We start from the raw sequence: 16,817 nt of genomic DNA, 5'->3' as shown, positions 1-16,817 counted from the left end.
AGGCAGTGTTTTAGAAGGTGGTGGTGCGCCGGTCGGGGTTGTTCCGGCCGGCCATCCAGATCGTGAGGTCTCTGGCGATCTGGCCGATGTTCGTGTCGGTTGTGACCTCGTGTTCGGCGCGGGTGGGGTCACGGCGGACGACCTCGTAGCCGCCTTCGTCAAGGACGGCCACGGACGCGAACCAGCTCGGGTCGTCATCGTCGGGCTGGACCACGACGAACGTGTTGTCGGAGTCGTTTAGGTCGTCGATGAGCATGAACAGCGCGTCCTCGGACGGGTCGTCGATGTGGTCGCCGTTCTCGCTGTCCGCGCAGTAGTAGCGGGCCGTCATCGGACGCCTGCCTCTCCTTCGTCCCTGCCGGGCGTGTGGCCGTGGCCAGCATGGCATGCCGGGCGAAGGCGCCGCTCACAGCCAGATGTTGATCGCGGCGATGTGGACCGTGGCCTCGAAGCGGACGGCGAGCTTGTCGAAGCGCGTGGCCACCGCCCGATGCTGCTTGAGACGGTTGATCCCGCACTCGACCGCGTGCCTGCCCTTGTAGTCCTCCCGGTCGAAGGCCGGGGGCCGTCCACCGTCACGGCCTCGGCGCTTCCGGTTCCCGGCCTGGTCCGAGGGTTCGGCGATGGTCGCGCGAATGCCGCGTCTGCGCAGGTAGGCGCGATTCGCCCGCGACGAATAGGCCTTGTCCCCGCGCACTCGGTCGGGCCTGGTGCGCGGTCGGCCCCGCCCAGTTCGGGGGACGCGGATGGACTCCAGGACTGCGATGAACTGCGGGCAGTCCCCTCGCTGCCCGGCCGTGATCAGCACTGACAGCGGCCGCTGCCTCTGTTCGCAGGCCAGGTGGATCTTCGTGGTCCAACCTCCCCGTGAGCGACCCAGCCCGTGGTCGGCAGGTTCCGACCGGACCCCGCCGGGCGGTTCCTTCTGCTCATGTCCCGCCCCGCGTGCACCGGCGGCATGCTGGTGGGCCCGGCAGACGGTCGAGTCGACGTTCACTTCCCAGGCGATCAGTCCGGCCGCATCGGCCCGAGCCTGCAAAGCGGTGAACACCAAAGCCCACACGCCCGCGCGCTGCCAGCGTCGAAAGAGGCCGTACACGGTCTGCCACGGCCCGTACTTCGCCGGCAGATCACGCCACGGCGCCCCGGTCCGCACCCGCCACCGGACACCGTCGATCAGCCTCCGCTGACAGACCGCAGGCCGCCCCACCCCAGCCACCGGCAACAACGGTTCCAGGACGCCCCATTGCTCATCGGAAAGATCCCCACACCCCACAACGAAGATCATCACCGCTACGGGGCGCCGAGATCACCAGTTCCAAAACACTGCCTAGAGGGGTCGGCTCACCGTCTGTAGGGAGCCCCAGCAGCGGAGTCAACTGCCGGTAGTTCATGAGCGCTGTCCGCAGCGCAGGGACGGTGCTCCGCCCGCTGTCGGCGGTCCAGTCGAGCAGACTCGGTTCGGCCAGCAGATCTCCGAGAGTCCCATCCAGTGCGTCGGCCAAGGACTTGATCACCGACAGCGGGTCGAGTTCCCGCGGCTTGATCGCTGCGGGGCCTTTTGGCTGGTGGGCACAGACGGATTCGAACCGCCGACATCTGCTTTGTAAGCTCGTTCGTGTGTTCGATTGAGCTTTAGAACGGCGCCGCTGGAAGCGTCCGCGTCCCCGCACGTGCTCGCCGATGGCCCCCAGTGTCCGCCAGTGTTGCCGTCAGATTCTGCCGTCAGACACCGTCGGGGGAGGGGCTGAAACATGAGGGCGAGATCCCTGCATGTTTCAGCCCCTCCCCGACGGTCAAGGACTGGTGTCCCAGGGGTGTCCCTGGTGTTCTCGCAGGTCATCCGCCTGCTGGGACACTGTGACAGGTGGGACACCCCTCAGGCTCCGGGAGTGTCCCATCCGCCGTCCTACGGGATCGAGGGCCAGCGCACCGTGACAACGACGGAGTCCTCTTCCGCCTGCCAGGAGTGGTCGATCCCTGGACCCCACACCACGTAGTCGCCTTGCTTCTCCAGCGTGACGCTGCCCACGCTGAGGTCCAGTCGGAAGCGTCCGCTCACGAGGAGCAGCAGCGCGGTGCGCTGGTCGTCGCCGACCCACTCGGGGCGCTGCTGCCCGGCGGGGTGGATGCCCCACTTCACTTCGAGCGCATCAGTCTGCCGCGCGACGCCGTTTGCTGGGTCGATGAAGTGACCGAGCAGCCAGCCGCGGTGCTGGTCGGCGTCGTCGTTCGCGTTGCCCTTGTACCAGGTGTCAGCCATGTCCTACTCCCACTCGATCGAGGGCATCCGAACGCGAGTCCCGCCGATTTCGGCGAGGCGCCGGCACCCCTGGGTGAACGCGAAGATTCCTTCGTTGCTCCAACGCTGGTCCAGAGTAAGTGCGTTGAGTCGGTCAAGGTCCAAGCTTGAGTAGCGATGCAGCCCGCTGGACTCCCAATTGGCTCGCACGTGTCCGCCGTACTTCACCCACCACTCTTCGTCCTCGATAACGATCAGGCTGGCGAACTCATAGTTGCCGCTCACCAGGTTGATCCCGACGGCTGTCGACTCCATGCGCCACCCGTCGGTCTCTTGGCGTTCCACGAGCCAGCGCATCGGGTCAGAGAGCAAGCTGGGGTGCATCGGGTCGGCGTGGAGCTGCGCACCAACTGTGGAGTCCACGTCAGTGCGCCCGAACAGTTCTTCCTCCATCTCGCGTTCGAGCGTCGCTGAGAAGCGGGCATCCTCGCTGTAGTCGGACATCGGCCCGTGGAATGCCTTGGGGATGACGGCCAAGCGCCGGTTGGCGTTGAGCACGCTGCCGGAGCGCTCCTGCACCAGGAGCAGGTAGTCAGGGTCGTTGGTGCGCCCTCGCGGGCGAGCAATCGCCGTGAGGGCCAGCGCGCCACCTGCGCAGACGCGCCCACCGAAGTCCGCTACAGCAGCAATATCGGGCAGAAACTCGTCACGGAGCGGCATGGCCCCTGGTCGCTCTGGCGAGCCAGCGGCGACCGCCGCAAGCAACTCGCCCTCCAAGAGATTCAGCGTGAGCGCGTAACGGACGAAGTCGATGACGTCCACACTGCCTGATATGCGTCCAGGCTCGACATTCACGGAGGTCAGGCTGTAGATCTCGGCGTTAACGATCTGGCTTCCCTTTTCGAGGGATTCGGCCAGGCTGCGAACGGCGGCTTGGGCCGCACTGCTACTCAGATTCGACTCACGGTGCAGACTCGGGCGATATTCAAATCGATCCTGTCCGTTGCCGATTGGCTGCGCCAGGTCAACCCAGGGATCTTGGGTCACGATACTAGTGGTGAGCTTTTGCCCGGATACCGCTACCTCGTACGGGCGCCATTGGCCGAAGCCAGCCTGGTAATAGCGCTGAGCGGCTAGTGCTGCTCGTTCCCGCGTGACCTCCGCTTGGCGCTGGGCGCGCAGCTCCACGTCTCGGGGATCGAGGGAGGTGAGCTCTTGTGCCACCCGTCCCCTGGCGGTTGCAGGTGACCACGCGAAGCTCGTATCAAGCCAGGACACGGCCGCGGCTATGTGGGGATCTTCGGCTAACCGGCGCTGTCCGGGGGTCGCTGGCCGTGGTTCGACTGGCGGGGGAGCATCCTGGGCAGGTCCGGCCGCGAGCAGGGCGAACCTGGTTTGCACGTCGACCGCTGCCTGAAACAGGAGTGTGTCGAGTGCCCGCTGGATCTCTGCGGTCGGTACCAGCTCGGGGCCGGCGCTCCATGCCGCCACGGTTCTGACCGATGTCCCGATACGGCCTGCGAACCCCTCGTTCGTCTCCCGGAGAGCCCTCTTCAAGGCGCTCGCCAGGTGGCCGGTCCACGTCTCGACAACGTCCACGATCCCCCTCGCTGTCAACGGACTGCACTGTGGCTGCACTGTGGCTGCACCGGCGCTTCATGTTGGTTTGGCGCGGTAAGCGGTTGACTTGTCTCATGAACAAGCGGACCACCAAACAGCCGAACTTCAGGAGTTCCCATCCTGGGCGCCTTCGAGGCGACTAAGGCGCCTTTTCACCTCTTCGAGCTCCGCTCGCAGGGACTCAACCTGCTGCGCAAGCCCACCGTCCTCTGGCGTTGAGGTAGTGGAAACCTCATCGGGTGAACGAACAAACGAGCCCTTGCCGCCGACGGAAACAATCAAGTTTTCCTGCTGAAGCACCTTGATGGCACTCTGTGCCGTCGCCAGCGAGGTCTTGTAGTCGCGCATCAGGTCTTTCAGCGTGGGGAATTTCCCTTGCTGGAATTCACCCGCTCGGATTCGATTTCGCAGGTCCGCAGCAATTTGAAGGTGGAGCGGGCTGGGGTCGTCTCTCCTGATTGGCACTCAGCCACGGTACCAAGGTCATCAACGCCGCACTAGGGCACATCAGCCAAGGGGCTTGACGGGCCATCAGGCCGCTGTCAGAGTGATGCACATCAGGGCGCTCTAGAGCACATCGCTAGATGTGCAAAGCCCTGCTGACGGCTCCCCCATGTCTTCGAGAGGAGCACCACCCGTGAAAACCTTCGTCGCCGGTCGGGAAGCCCTGACCGCAACCGAGTTCGCCTCGCTGGCGCTCGGATTCGACGTGGAGCTGTTCGCCGGTCTCCCCGGCGAGTCGGCATTGGCCAGGGCGGCACGACTGGACGCCGCCGCCGAGCTGCTGGCCGAGCTGGAGCGGGAGGACCCGATCGCCGCCGCGTATGCGGCCGAGCTGCTGGGCACTTCCCCCCTGAACCTGCGCCGTGTCGTGATCCCGCGCTCTGCGATCCGTGCGGAGGTGGCCGCGTGAAGCGCCAGGTCATCTACGTCGAGACCGGTCGCCACGGTGGTTCGGATCGCGAGGGCGCCAAGTGGGCGGCCCGGATCGCGGCCGGCGTGGTCCTGTACAAGTGCTGGCACCTGGGGATGTGGGGCTTCGTCGCCTCCGCCGCGACTTACCTGCTGGTCCTGATTGTGCTGAAGGCACGGTTCGGGGGTGCGGGGCGATGAGCCGCACCGGTAAGGGCTTCCTGGTCGCCGGTCTGCTGGCCGTGGTCCTGCTCGCGTTCCGCGTCTCCTGGAACGCGCTGCGGGACGTGGCCCACACGATCGGCGCGGACCACACCGCCGCCGTGGTCTACCCGCTGGTGGTCGACGGTCTCATGGCCCTGGCCCTGGTCGCCACCCTGGTCCTGCCGGACGAGATCGGCGACGGCGGGAAGGGCTCGCCGCGCCGGTTCGCGCTGCGGGTGCTCGCCGCCTACACCCTGGCGTCGCTGGTCCTGAACTACGTGCACGGGCTGACCGCCCCCGACGGGGCGCGCATCCGACTGGCCGACTGGGGCCCGGCGAACTGGGCGCTGGTCCTGCTCGGCACCTCGCTGCCGGTCGGCTCCATCTTCTTCGGCTCCGACCTTGTGGCCAAGGTGCTGCACTACCGCTCCGACTCCGGCAAACCAGGATCTTCCACCGCAGACCAGTCCATAGCTGACCTGCCCGAATCGACCCCAGTCCCGGCGCGAACCGTGCCTCCCGTCCCGCCGACGGAGGCCCCGACCGCCCCCGAGCCTGCTCCGGCCGCACCGGACCGCACGCCGGTCCGTCGGCCCCGACCGGCCACGGGCCCCGTGCCGACCGCCGCCCGCACACCGCGCCCGACCCGCACGCCGGTCGAACTGCTGGAGGAAGCCCGCCAGTTGACCGCCGACTGGCCCGAAAGCCAGTTGACCGGCGAGGGCATCCGCAAGGCACTGCGCACCTCTGCCGCCAACGGCCGGATGCTGCGCGAACTGCTCCAGCGCGAGCGCGCCGCCGCCCGCCCCGACCTGCACGCCGTCCCCGCTACCGCGAACTGACCAGCGAAGGAGTTCCCGAGATGAGCACCGAGACGTTCCGCCCCCTCGGCGACCAGGCCGACGCCGCCCGCGCACTGCTCGCCCTGATGACGCAGTTCCCGGAGCTGCCGGCCGCCTCGTTCGACCTGGGCCGGTACCACTCGCCCGATCTGACCATCAACGTCCACAACGACCCGGCGGGCTTCGAGCAGTGGCGCGCGGCGCTGGACCTGGACCCGCAGAACTCCATCGGCAAGCCCCACAACACCTTCTACGCGGTCGAGGTGCCCGGCGAGTTCGCGGGTGTGCGCCTGGAGCTGGTCGGCTACCTGCCCCTGCCGGTCGGTGACGGCGTCGAACCCGCCGCGGCCTGACCCCGACCGATCTGCACCGCTCAGACCGAAGGGAGCACCACCCATGTACGCGACTTTCAACCTGTACCCGTCCGAGGTCGGCTCGGTCGACGTCGAGTGCGACCAGTTCGGCCCGCTGCTCGCCATGACCTGCGGCGATGTGGTCCTGCGGATCATGCTGCCCGTCACCGACACCCCGGGCGACGCGCTTCCGTTCGTCCGCGCCTTCCACGAGGCCACCGGCGAGTTCCTCGCCACCACCGAGCAGTACGCCATCGCGCACCTGGACCCCGAGACCGGCCCCGGCCCGGACTCGCTCGCCGCTTAGCGCTGCCGCCGGGGCGCGTCACCGCCTGGCAGCAAACGCCGCGCCCCGGCTCCCCTTCCCGATCCCGGATCACTCCCAGAGAGAAGGACTCTCAGTGAATCACGACCCGTTCGACAAGGACCGCGAGCGCGAGTTGTTCGCTCGCCTGGAGGCCGACCTGACCAGCGGTGACGCCCCGACCGGCGTACCGGAGCAGGCCACCGGCGCGCCCGCCGCCACCGTCGCGCCGGTGCTCGCCAACCCCGATGAGGACGGCCCGTCGGTGTACGTGGACGGCCCGGCCTTGGCCGACCCGTCGCTGCTGGACAAGGTCAGGGCGGAGAAGCTGCGGCCCGTCATCCCCGGGTGGCTGCGCTCGCGGGTGGAGTTCACCTCCGCCGCCAAGTGGCTGGCCCGCCACGTCGCCCACACGACCGGCTTCCACACGGTGCGCGTGCCGCTGTACGCGGCGGTGCTCGCCGGGCGCTCGCCGCGCGGTATGGCCCGCGCGGCGCGCTGGGTGGGCAGGTGGGTGACCGATGCCGAAGCGCAGCCGCTGCGGCTGTCGGCGGTGCACGACGAGGACGCCCGCCTGTACCTGGACCTGCTGCGCCGCCGTGACGGCCGGGTGGTCTGGCGCCGCTGGACCCTCGGTGTGGCCGCCGTGCTCACCCTGGTTGCCGCGCTGGTCGTCTGGGGTCTGACCCCGGGCCTGGTCCACCTGGCCGTGGCCGGCGCGCTGGTCGCCGTGTTCGGCGTGCTGGGCGCACCTGCCGACAAGCCGCTGATCTCCCGTGCGGTCACCCGCCCCACGGTGCAGCGCCTCACGTCCGAGGTGGTCGAAAAGGCCCTCGCGGTGCTGGGAATCGCCGAGATCGGCCGCGCGCTCGGCAAGGGCGGGCGGATCGTGTTCACCGCCCCGATCACCCGAGACGGCCCCGGCTGGCGCGCCGATGTGGAGCTGCCGCACGGCGTCACGGTGACCGAGGTCATGGACAAGCGCGACAAGCTCGCGTCCGGCCTGCGCCGCCCGCTCGGGTGCGTGTGGCCCGAGCCGATGCCCGGCGAGCACCCCGGCCACATGCTGCTGTGGGTCGGCGACCAGGACATGAACAAGGCCAAGCAGCCCACCTGGCCGCTGATGTCGTCCGGCACCGTGGACCTGTTCAAGCCCGCCGCGTTCGCCACCGACCAGCGCGGACGCTGGGTCTCCATCACCCTGATGTACATCGCCGGGGTGATCGGGGCGATCCCGCGCATGGGCAAGACGTTCCTGCTGCGCCTGCTGCTGCTCATCGCCGCCCTGGACTCCCGCGCGGAGCTGCACACCTACGACCTGAAGGGGACCGGCGACCTGGACGCCGTCGGAGACGCCGTCTCGGTGCGCCACCGCGCCGGCGAGGAAGAGGAGGACATCGAGTACGCGGTAGCGGACATGCGGGCGGTGCAGCAGGAGTTGCGGCGCCGGGCCAAGGTGATCCGCGCCCTGCCGGACGACCTGTGCCCCGAGTCGAAGGTGACCAGCGCGCTCGCGTCGAACCCGACGCTGGGTCTGCACCCGATCGTGATCGGGGTGGACGAGTGCCAGAAGTGGTTCGAGCACCCCAAGCACGGTGCGGAGCTGGAGGAGATCTGCACCGACCTGGTCAAGCGGGGACCGGCGACCGGCATCGTGCTGCTGCTGGCCACCCAGCGGCCGGACGCCAAGTCCCTGCCCACCGGCATCTCCGCGAACGCGGTGGCCCGCTGGTGCATGAAGGTGCTGGACCACACCGCCAATGACATGGTGCTGGGCACCTCCGCACACAAGAACGGCATCCGCGCAACCACGTTCGCGTGGGCTGACAAGGGCATCTGCTACTTCGTCGGCGAGGGCGCTGACGCCCGGATCGTGCGCTCGGTCGGGATCGACGTGCCCAAGGCCAGGGCCATCGCGGCCCGCGGCCGGGCCGCCCGGCTGCGGGCGGGAACCCTGGCCGGGTACGCCGCCGGCGTGGACACGGTCGCCGAGACTGCGCCCGCCTACGACTTGCTCGCCGACGTCCTCGCCGTGGTCCCCGACAGTGAGGCCAAGGCGTGGTCGGAGACCGTGACCGCGCGCCTGGCCGTGCTGCGGCCCGACGTCTACGGCGGGTGGGCGCCCGACCAGCTCGCCGCCGCGCTCAAGCCGCACGGGATCAACACCGGCCAGGTGTGGCTGACCCCAGAGGGCGGCAAGGGCGCGAACCGGCGCGGCATCGTCCGCGCCGACATCACCAGCGCAGTTACGCAGCGCGACAAGGAGCGCGGCAAGTAGCGATCCGAACCGGTGCTAGGTCTAGCACCCGCACCCGCTAGACCTAGCACCCCCGCTAGCACCCCATAACACGCCTGATCAGGACGCTAGTACCTAGCGCCCTTCCCCCGGCACACTCCAAAACCGCCCCGGGAGGCCCGAAGTGCGCATCCTCGCCGCCGCTATGCCGCTCCTGCTCCTGCTCACCGTCGGTTACCTCGCGCTCTGCATGGCCAGCCCGTTCAAGCGCTGCCCGCGCTGCAACGGCATCGGCCACCAGCTCAAGACCGACCGCAAGGGGCGCGCCACCCGGGGCAAGCCGTGCCGCCACTGCGACACCACCGGCCTGCGCATCCGCTTCGGCCGCCACCTGCTCAACCTGGCCCGCACCCGCCGCAACGCGGCGATACGCGCCGACAAGACCCCCGCCCGCCGCACGCCCCGCGCCTGACCGGAAGGGACCAGACCTGTGCTGCTCACCGTCTCCCTCGCCCTGCTGCTCGGTATCGCCGCGTTCGCCACCGTCCGCTACGGCCGCGTCGGCGCCGGATCGGCCGCCGTGCTGTGGCTGTCCGGCTTCACCGTCGCGTCCACGGGCCTGGCCCCCTACGTGAACCACGCCCTGACCGCCGTCACCCACGCCCTGCTCTCCATCCACTGACCAGCCGTCAGGAGGCCAGCCATGACCACCCCGCAGCCCTACACCCCGGCCCTGATCCCCACCGTCGTCTATGCCGCCGACGGCCGCCCCCAGTACGCCTTCCCGCAGGCACCGGCCGCCCCGCTGCTGCCCTACCAGCAGCCCGCGCAGCCCACCGTGGTCTACCAGCCCGCCCCGCTGCCGACCGTGCCCGCGCAGGGCGGCTACAGCCCGCTGCGTGACCCGATCGTCGCCCGGCTGCTCGCCGGCGGCATCGGGCTCGGCGCGACCGGCGTCGGACTCAGCTTCCTGTTCACCGCCCTCGCCGCCGCCACAACCGCCATTGGCCTGCTGCTCGGTGTCCTCGCCCTGGTCTTCCTCCTCGCCCGCAGCGGCGGGGGCGGGCGCGGCTCGGTGAACGTCCACGTCAACCAGCGCATGAGCCGCCGCTGAACGGCCTGCCCGACCGGCCGTGCTGCCCCGGCTTCCCGCCGGGGCGGTGCGGGGGACCGGACAGACCCGTGCCCCGAGCACCACGGCAACCCTGCCGCCCGCAGCAACCGGAGGAACCGTGTCCGTCGGAGAGACCCCGATCACCATCGTCGGCAACCTGACTGACGACCCCGAGCTGAAGTTCACCCCCGCCGGCGCCGCGCTGGCCAAGTTCACCGTGGCCAGCACCCCGCGCACCTTCGACAAGGCCACGAACCAGTGGCGTGACGGCACCGGCATGTTCCTGCGCTGCACCGCCTGGCGTGAGCTCGCCGACCACGCCGCCGAGACCCTGACCCGCGGCATGCGCGTCATCGTCACCGGCCGCCTGCGGCAGCACAACTGGCAGAACGAGCAGGGCGAGAACCGCTCCATGCTCGCTGTCGAGGTGGACGAGATCGGCCCGAGCCTGCGCTTCGCCACGGCCAAGGTCACCAAGATCCAGCGCCCCGGAAGCGGCCAGGGCGCGGCCGGCGGAGACCCGTGGGCGGGCGCCGGTTCCGACGCCGAGCCGCCGTTCTAGGCCGAGGGCTCGACATGACTACCACCCCCGTCGTCCCGCTGCCGTTGTGGGATCTGGTGATCCACCTGTCCGATGGTCGATGTCAGTGCACCGGGGCGTGCGGCAACAAGCACGCTGCCGGCCAAGGGCGTTGCGAGCACGAGAACGGCGGATTCATCAGCAAGCATGCCGGACCCATCCGTCTGCTCGCCGCGCCGAAAGACCCCGCCGACCTGGCCCGGCCCCCGCACCAGCAAGCGAAGTTGAGCGCCTGCGACCTGGCCGCGTGGTGCCCGCCCTGCCACGACAACGCCCGCACCCGAGCCCAACGCGAGCGCCGCAAGGCCCTCGCCGACCTCGCCGCCGACGACTCCCTGTTCTAGCCCGAACCCGGCCGGGCGGACCTGATCCGTCTCCATCCGCCCGGCCGCCACACCCCGAGAGGACCCGCTGTGCCGGACCTGCTCGCTTACGCCCTCGCCGCCGCGCGCCGCGGCTGGCGCGTCTTCCCGCTCATCCCCGGCGACAAGCGCCCCGCCGTCTCCGCCTGGGAGCAGCAGGCCACCACCGACCCCGAGCGGCTGGCCCGCTGGTGGAACCGTCAGCCCTACGGCATCGGGATCGCCTGCGGCCCCTCCGGGCTGGTCGCCGTGGACCTGGACACCCCCAAGCACCCCGATGACACCCCACCCGCGCCTTGGGACCTTCCTGGCATCCTCTGCGGCGCCGATGTGTTCCGCCTGCTCGCCGACCAGCACCGGCACCCCATCGGCGAGGTGACTTTCTCCGTCCGCACCCCGTCCGCCGGGGTGCACTTGTACTACGCGCACCCCGCCAACGGGCCGGAGCTGCGGAACACCGGCGGAACGCTCGGCTGGAAGATCGACACTCGTGCCCACGGAGGGTACGTCGTCGGCCCTGGTAGCAGCACCCCCGGCGGGCACTACACCGTGCTCAGCAAAGCCCCGATCGCTCCGCTCCCGGCCTGGCTCGCCGAGCTGCTCACCCCGGCGCCGCTCCCCGAGCAGGGACCCGTCACGGCCCGGCTCACTGCGTCCGACCGGCGCGGCAGGTACCTGCGCGCGGCCATCGACGGCCAGGTGAAGCGCGTCCTGGACTCGGCCGAGGACCGGCACAACATCGCGCTCTATCTCTCCGCCGTCGCGCTTGGGCAGCTGGTCGCCGGAGGCGAGCTGACCGAGCAGGAGGTCACTGACCCGCTTATGGACGCCGGAGTGCGCGTCGGTCAGGGCGAGGGCGAGGCGGGGCGCACCATCCGCTCCGGCCTGCGGGCGGGCAAGTTGCGCCCCCGCACGCTCGCCGCCTGACTCTCCGTCTACCCGCACACCCCAAGGGAGGGTCCGTGTCCACCCCGCCGCCTCACCTGCGCGTCGTTGACCCCGACGACTTCCCGCCCGATCTCGAAGCGCCCGACGAGACCGGCGAGCAGGCCAAGCCCAAGGCGCCCGGTTTCAACAGCCTGTGGACCGCCGACGCGCTGATGGCCGCGACCTTCCCCGAGCCGAAATGGGCCGTGCCCGGCATCCTCGCGGAAGGCGTCTCATTGCTCGCCGGACCGCCGAAGGTCGGCAAGTCGTGGCTGTCGCTCGGACTCGGCTTGCAGGTGGCCGGCGGCGGGACCGCTCTCGGCTCCGTCCCCGTCACCGCCGGACCCGTCCTCTACCTCGCACTTGAGGACACACCGCGCCGCCTACAGCACCGCATGGGAAAGCTGCTCGCAGGCAAGCCCGCCCCCGCCGGGCTCCACCTGGAGACCGCCTGCCCGCCCCTTCCACAAGGCGGGGAACTCGCGATCGCCGGATGGCTCACCGAGCACCCCGACGCCCGCATGGTCGTGATCGACGTGTTCGCCAAGGTCCGCGGCCAAGCGGCACTCGGGGCGTCCGCCTACGACGCCGACTACGCCGCCGTGGGCCGCGCCAAGCGGCTCGCCGACCACTTCGGCGTAGCCCTGGTCCTGGTCCACCACGTCCGAAAGGCCGCATCCGACGACTTCCTCGCCGAGGTCTCCGGCACCAACGGCCTCGCCGGCGCGGCGGACACGACCATCGTGCTGAAGCGCTCGCGCGGCAAGGCGGACGGCGTTCTCCACATCACCGGCCGCGACGTGGACGAAGCCGAGCACGCCATGTCCTTCCAGCCCGAGACCGGCGCCTGGCACCTGCTCGACGGCCCCGCCGGGGACCACACCATCGGCGACACCCGCGCCACGATCCTGCGCTACGTCCGCGAGCACCCCGGCAGCAAGCCCGCGGACATCTCCGCGGCAACCGGCCTGGACCGCGAGAACACCCGCCGCGCCTGCTCCCGAATGGCCACCGACGGACAGCTGAAGTCCATCCACGGCGCCTACACCGTCCCGCCTGGGACAGCCTGACCCATCCCCGAACCGTCCCAGCTGTCCGGCTGTCCCAGCACCCGTCCTGAACTGCGCCGATACCTGGGACAGCCCTGGGACAGCATGCTCCGCCACCGCTTCTCACCTGGGGAGAGATCGCGATGACTACCGCGCCCGAAGCCCTAACCGTGCCCGAGGTCATGGCTGCACTCCGGCTGGGACGGACCAAGGTCTACGACCTGATCCGCGCCCGCAAGCTCGCCAGCTTCACCGAGGGACGCTCCCGCCGCATCCCCGCCGACAGCCTCGCCGACTACCTGCGCCGCAAGATCGAGGAGAGCAACTGATGCCCCGCAAGAAGAACCCCAACGGCGCCGGAAGCATCTGGCGCCGCAAGGACGGCCGCTACGAGGCTCGCGTCTACGTCCCGCAGCCGGACGGCACCCGCAAGCGCAAGACCGTGTACGGCGACACCTGGGAAGAGTGCGACAACAAGCGGCTGGAGTTGGTGAAGCGCGACCGAGCCGGCGTGCCCACGCCGACGCGCTCCCACAAGCTCTCCGAGTGGCTTCCGTACTGGCTGGAGGAGTTCATCCGGCCGCAGCGCAAGAAGACCACGTACGCCAAGTACGAGACCCACGTGCGGCGCTATCTCATCCCGTCCCTGGGGACCAAACGCCTGGAATCGCTCAGCGTCCCCGACGTACGCCGCTTCCTGGTCATGGTGACGCGTCAGGCGTCCGCGGCCACGGCGAAGGAGTCGCATCGAGTGCTCCGGACGGCCTTGTCCGCTGCGTGCCGGGAGGAGCTGATCAGCCGGAACGTCGCCACCCTGGTGCCCGCCCCGCGAGTGGAGGTGCGCGAAATGAAGACGTGGACGCTGGACGAGACGGTCACCTTTCTGGAAGCGGCACGCCCGGACCCCCTCTACACCGCCTTCGTGCTGGCCATCGCGCTTGGCCTTCGGCGCGGCGAGATCCTCGGACTGCGCTGGGGTGACATCGACCTGGACCGCCGCACGCTGACGGTTCGGAACCAGCTCCAGCGGGTGCAAAAGGAGCTGTACGCCGACAGCACGAAGAATCGGCGCACGCGCGTGATTCCCCTGCCGCTGATGTGTATCGCGCCGCTTCGCTGGCGTCGCCTCCAGCAGGCCAAACAGCGGGCGGACGCGGGTAGCGGGTGGGAAACGACCGACTACGTCTTTACCACTCGGACGGGGCGACCCATCGAGCCACGGAACCTCAGCCGGTCGTTCGAGAGGATCGCCACTCAGGCCACCCTGCCGCGTATTCGGCTCCACGACACGCGCCACGGTTGTGCCACCCTGCTCTTCGCGGCTGGCGTTGCCCCCCGGGTGGTGATGGAGATCCTGGGGCACTCGCAGATCGCCGTGACCATGAACACCTACACGCACGTCTCCGACAGCATCCGCCGGGAGGCCATGAGTCACATGGACCGCATGCTCAAGCGGAGCCGTCCCGCTCGCTGAGATCGCCGTCTGCTTACTGTCATCAGCGTCGAACGCCCCGTGGCCCAGCTTCGGGGCGTTTGGGGTTGGAGGGTATTCCGATACGAAGCGCGGGTTGCCAAGGCAAGTGGGGCAGGCAGCAAGGGAATTGACCCTCACTTCCCGAATACATTGACGCCAATAAATATTCCGATCATAATCCCCCAGAAGAGGGCCCAGCCCACCCTTCGCCAATCGGTAATAAGTACTGCTGGGGGTGGGCTGACCACGGCTTCAATGCGCGAAGCTGAGTCGCTTAGCGACCTGGCGACATGGTCCAGCGCGTCAGATCCGCCCTGTGCTTGAATGCGCGGAACTCTTCCGATTTCAGCAGTGAGCGACTGTGACGAGGATTGGAAGCTGGCTATTAGCTCTCGCAGTTCAACGATATTCTGCGAGAATTCCTTTGTGGCTGGATGGATGCTTCCGACGACGTCCTGATTGAGTTTGTTTGCCGCCTTCCAGAGCGTTTCGGCAACGTCCTCATTGATATTCCGCCCGGCAAACATGAGTGAAGCGGCGACGTCTTCATTGATGTTTCTCGCTGCTCTCTCTAGCGCCCCGACTGCATTTGGTGAGATGACTCCGTCGCGCAGGGCTTTGCGCAGCAAGTTTGCGAGACTGGGGGCAGTAATGGTCATCTTTGCTAAGAGGGCTTTCGTCCTCGGATCGACTGCCTCATAGCGAATGCTGCCGTAGTTGTTGCCTCCAACGAACGCGCCTGAGCCGTGATTGTGCTGCTCGCGGATTTCCCTTTCGGGTGTCTCGTCCACGAGCCTACTGCCTCTCGTTGCCGGTATTGAATGTTATGCCGCCGTAGTTGTTGCCGCCAATGAACGCGCCCGAGCCGTGGTTGTGTTGTGATCCAATGCTAATTGACCCTGTCGTGGAATCCTTGGCAAGGCCCTCCACATCTTCCCGTACATCCGGATGTGCGCTTAGCTCGGACCGCAAAAGGCGCGCCCAGTGTTCAATTACATGTTCGCTGGATTCGGTCTCATTTGACAATGCTGCGGCGTGGACTTCGAGCGAATGGACAGTTTCCGCTTGAGCTTCTGTGCTCTGGTGGCGGAAAATCCGGGTGATCTTTGCTTGGAGTGCGTCCACTTGGCCGCTGAGCATGTAGGCCACGACGTTGCCGGCTGCTCCTGTGGCAACTGCCTGCGCTACTTCGTCCATCATGTAGATGCCCCCAAAGCTACGGCGTCGGCGTGCGGCGCACGGAGTCGTGACTCCTTGACTCCTTGATGCTGCCGCATGGGGCTGCGGCTTGTACCAGGAACCTGGGAGTACGTGGGGGTGTTCGAAGTGATCTCAAGGGCCTGCCCCGCCGCGAGACCGCGTCACGAGCAGAGGGCGCCCCGATGACTCTCTCTGCCGTCATCACGGGGACGACCTGCCCGTTGCCGTCACTTACTGCCGTCAAAGGCCCCGCAGCATGATCGCTGCGGGGCCTTTGGGCTGGTGGGCACAGACGGATTCGAACCGCCGACATCTGCTTTGTAAGAGCAGCGCTCTACCGCTGAGCTATGCGCCCTCGGGGCGTGCCCCGGGGTCCCGGCTGGGGTGCGGGACAAGGGCTAAGAGTACCTGGTCCGGGCGGGGGCTTGCTGCGGGTGGAGCGGGGACATGGGTGTCAAGGAGGCGTCAGGGTTGTCGGGGTGGGCGACAAGGGGGTGTCAGGGTGGCGCGGGAGGGGTTCGGGGGCTGGGTAGCTTGATCGTCGCGGGGGCCGGCCCGGGGTTCTGTGGGGAGCTGAGGGGCCGGATGCACCGTCTTGGCGGACGTGGGCCCTTGGCGGGGGTCGGGTCCGGCAGGGGACGGGAAGCAGGTCAGGGGCGTGCGGCTTGAGAGTGCTGCGCGCCCCTGTTGCCCTTCCGGGCCAGCCTGAGGCTCTGGCCGCAGTCGTGTGGTGATCGCGATGGTGTGGGGAGCAGGATCACCCGTCCGGCTGGTGGCCGTTGTCGCAGGCCGGGGCGTTAGGACTGCTGCCGTGGTCCCCAGCAGCCCAGCAGCCCAGGAGTCCCCTCGTGCGTCATCTCGCCTACGCCGTCGTCGCCGCCCTCACCCTTGCCGGGGGTGCCGTGGCAGCGCCCGGAGTGCAGCGGGAGATGCTGCCGCAGCAGAGCGTGTACCTGCACGCCACCTCGGGGGACGGCGCCGCGGACGGGGTCTCCGACCTGGTCGTCACCCGGGAGAACGGCGGGTACCGGCTGCGCGGTTACGTGGAGTCGGTGAAGGGGTGCTCCGAGCTCAAGGCCGTCAACATGCACCTCGGCACGTATCTCGGGGGAGACTCGGTCGCCAAGGTCTGCGGGGACGACGTGCAGACGGGCGTCGACGCGTGGACGCGTCACAGCGACGTCGTGCTGACCGCGCTGGTGCCGCACGGCATGGGCTGGGACTCGAAGATCGTGAGCCTGACCGGGCGTCCCTAGGGCGCCCCTAGGACGTGCCCAGGCTTCCCTGGGCCTTGCTCGGGCGTCGCCAGAGCGTCCTTAGAAAATCTTTATTTCGGGCGTGCCTGCGGCCGAGGACGGGGTGACCATAGGGATGTACGTCGAACGGCACGAAGCCATC

General features: G+C 68.7%; 23 protein-coding genes and 1 tRNA gene. 16 read left to right on the top strand and 8 right to left on the bottom strand.

Translation table 11 applies throughout. The features are described from left to right. Window positions 1-10 precede the first annotated feature (10 nt). The 5 genes from TR48_RS11710 to TR48_RS11690 all read right to left on the bottom strand — a co-directional run bounded on the left by TR48_RS11710 (window position 11) and on the right by TR48_RS11690 (window position 4,327). Window positions 11-331, bottom strand: a complete 321-nt coding sequence (locus tag TR48_RS11710; protein ID WP_084729236.1) for a hypothetical protein — start codon at window positions 329-331, stop codon at window positions 11-13. 75 nt (window positions 332-406) lie between these two features. Next, window positions 407-1,276: an IS5 family transposase gene (locus tag TR48_RS40305; RefSeq protein ID WP_174501690.1), complete on the bottom strand. Its 870-nt coding sequence runs from the start codon at window positions 1,274-1,276 to the stop codon at window positions 407-409. A 633-nt stretch (window positions 1,277-1,909) separates the two neighbouring features. Beyond that, a complete protein-coding gene (locus TR48_RS11700) occupies window positions 1,910-2,263 on the bottom strand; it encodes a signal peptidase I (protein WP_042365988.1) in 354 nt (117 codons plus the stop codon). A 3-nt stretch (window positions 2,264-2,266) separates the two neighbouring features. After that, window positions 2,267-3,430: a hypothetical protein gene (locus TR48_RS11695; RefSeq protein WP_201777111.1), complete on the bottom strand. Its 1,164-nt coding sequence runs from the start codon at window positions 3,428-3,430 to the stop codon at window positions 2,267-2,269. A gap of 537 nt (window positions 3,431-3,967) precedes the next feature. Next, on the bottom strand, window positions 3,968-4,327 hold the full coding sequence (locus TR48_RS11690) for a GntR family transcriptional regulator (RefSeq protein ID WP_084729232.1): 360 nt from the start codon (window positions 4,325-4,327) through the stop codon (window positions 3,968-3,970). Window positions 4,328-4,499: 172 nt separating this feature from the next. Here TR48_RS11690 and TR48_RS11685 point away from each other — a divergent pair, with 172 nt between their 5' ends. From TR48_RS11685 to TR48_RS11615, 15 genes are all read left to right on the top strand, one after another. Beyond that, on the top strand, window positions 4,500-4,775 hold the full coding sequence (locus TR48_RS11685) for a hypothetical protein (protein WP_042365985.1): 276 nt from the start codon (window positions 4,500-4,502) through the stop codon (window positions 4,773-4,775). Then, window positions 4,772-4,975 (top strand): hypothetical protein, encoded by a 204-nt coding sequence (locus TR48_RS11680; RefSeq protein WP_042365984.1) that lies wholly within the window; start codon window positions 4,772-4,774, stop codon window positions 4,973-4,975. Before TR48_RS11685 ends, TR48_RS11680 begins: the two co-directional genes overlap by 4 nt. Continuing rightward, window positions 4,972-5,820 (top strand): DUF2637 domain-containing protein, encoded by an 849-nt coding sequence (locus TR48_RS11675; RefSeq protein WP_042365983.1) that lies wholly within the window; start codon window positions 4,972-4,974, stop codon window positions 5,818-5,820. The genes TR48_RS11680 and TR48_RS11675 overlap by 4 nt, the downstream gene beginning before the upstream one ends. A 20-nt stretch (window positions 5,821-5,840) precedes the next feature. Next, on the top strand, window positions 5,841-6,173 hold the full coding sequence (locus TR48_RS11670) for a PTS sugar transporter subunit IIA (protein WP_042365982.1): 333 nt from the start codon (window positions 5,841-5,843) through the stop codon (window positions 6,171-6,173). Window positions 6,174-6,216: 43 nt separating this feature from the next. After that, window positions 6,217-6,480, top strand: coding sequence for a hypothetical protein (locus TR48_RS11665; RefSeq protein ID WP_042365981.1), 264 nt, complete (start codon window positions 6,217-6,219; stop codon window positions 6,478-6,480). A gap of 94 nt (window positions 6,481-6,574) precedes the next feature. Continuing rightward, a complete protein-coding gene (locus TR48_RS11660; protein ID WP_042365980.1) occupies window positions 6,575-8,755 on the top strand; it encodes a cell division protein FtsK in 2,181 nt (726 codons plus the stop codon). A 163-nt stretch (window positions 8,756-8,918) separates the two neighbouring features. Then, window positions 8,919-9,185, top strand: coding sequence for a hypothetical protein (locus TR48_RS11655; RefSeq protein WP_236652107.1), 267 nt, complete (start codon window positions 8,919-8,921; stop codon window positions 9,183-9,185). Window positions 9,186-9,203: 18 nt separating this feature from the next. Continuing rightward, window positions 9,204-9,395 (top strand): hypothetical protein, encoded by a 192-nt coding sequence (locus TR48_RS11650; RefSeq protein WP_042365978.1) that lies wholly within the window; start codon window positions 9,204-9,206, stop codon window positions 9,393-9,395. Between the two features lie 21 nt (window positions 9,396-9,416). Then, entirely contained in the window at window positions 9,417-9,827 is a 411-nt protein-coding gene (locus TR48_RS11645) for a hypothetical protein (protein WP_042365977.1), read from the top strand. A 118-nt stretch (window positions 9,828-9,945) separates the two neighbouring features. Further along, on the top strand, window positions 9,946-10,389 hold the full coding sequence (locus tag TR48_RS11640) for a single-stranded DNA-binding protein (protein ID WP_042365976.1): 444 nt from the start codon (window positions 9,946-9,948) through the stop codon (window positions 10,387-10,389). 14 nt (window positions 10,390-10,403) lie between these two features. Continuing rightward, entirely contained in the window at window positions 10,404-10,751 is a 348-nt protein-coding gene (locus TR48_RS11635) for a hypothetical protein (protein ID WP_052442590.1), read from the top strand. Window positions 10,752-10,820: 69 nt separating this feature from the next. Beyond that, window positions 10,821-11,696 carry a bifunctional DNA primase/polymerase gene (locus TR48_RS11630; RefSeq protein ID WP_042365975.1) on the top strand — a complete coding sequence of 292 codons (876 nt, stop codon included), beginning with the start codon at window positions 10,821-10,823 and terminating at the stop codon, window positions 11,694-11,696. A gap of 35 nt (window positions 11,697-11,731) precedes the next feature. Further along, on the top strand, window positions 11,732-12,766 hold the full coding sequence (locus TR48_RS46300) for an AAA family ATPase (RefSeq protein WP_052442589.1): 1,035 nt from the start codon (window positions 11,732-11,734) through the stop codon (window positions 12,764-12,766). Window positions 12,767-12,888: 122 nt separating this feature from the next. Beyond that, window positions 12,889-13,074 carry a helix-turn-helix domain-containing protein gene (locus tag TR48_RS11620; protein WP_042365974.1) on the top strand — a complete coding sequence of 62 codons (186 nt, stop codon included), beginning with the start codon at window positions 12,889-12,891 and terminating at the stop codon, window positions 13,072-13,074. Further along, window positions 13,074-14,219, top strand: a complete 1,146-nt coding sequence (locus tag TR48_RS11615; RefSeq protein ID WP_042365973.1) for a tyrosine-type recombinase/integrase — start codon at window positions 13,074-13,076, stop codon at window positions 14,217-14,219. The genes TR48_RS11620 and TR48_RS11615 overlap by 1 nt, the downstream gene beginning before the upstream one ends. A 134-nt stretch (window positions 14,220-14,353) precedes the next feature. Here TR48_RS11615 and TR48_RS41810 read toward each other — a convergent pair whose 3' ends face one another. The 3 genes from TR48_RS41810 to TR48_RS11610 form a co-directional block, all read right to left on the bottom strand. Further along, a complete protein-coding gene (locus tag TR48_RS41810; protein ID WP_152627925.1) occupies window positions 14,354-15,010 on the bottom strand; it encodes a hypothetical protein in 657 nt (218 codons plus the stop codon). A gap of 4 nt (window positions 15,011-15,014) precedes the next feature. Then, window positions 15,015-15,419 carry a hypothetical protein gene (locus TR48_RS41805; protein ID WP_152627924.1) on the bottom strand — a complete coding sequence of 135 codons (405 nt, stop codon included), beginning with the start codon at window positions 15,417-15,419 and terminating at the stop codon, window positions 15,015-15,017. Between the two features lie 280 nt (window positions 15,420-15,699). Further along, window positions 15,700-15,774, bottom strand: a tRNA-Val gene (locus tag TR48_RS11610). A gap of 493 nt (window positions 15,775-16,267) precedes the next feature. On the opposite strand from TR48_RS11610, the gene TR48_RS11605 reads away from it, so the two are divergent. Next, window positions 16,268-16,675: a hypothetical protein gene (locus TR48_RS11605; protein WP_042365972.1), complete on the top strand. Its 408-nt coding sequence runs from the start codon at window positions 16,268-16,270 to the stop codon at window positions 16,673-16,675. Window positions 16,676-16,817 lie beyond the last annotated feature (142 nt).

The sequence above is a fragment of the Streptacidiphilus neutrinimicus genome, assembly GCF_000787815.1.
Classification (GTDB): Bacteria; Actinomycetota; Actinomycetes; order Streptomycetales; family Streptomycetaceae; genus Streptacidiphilus; species Streptacidiphilus neutrinimicus.
This window is presented reverse-complemented; position numbering and strand designations above follow the sequence as displayed.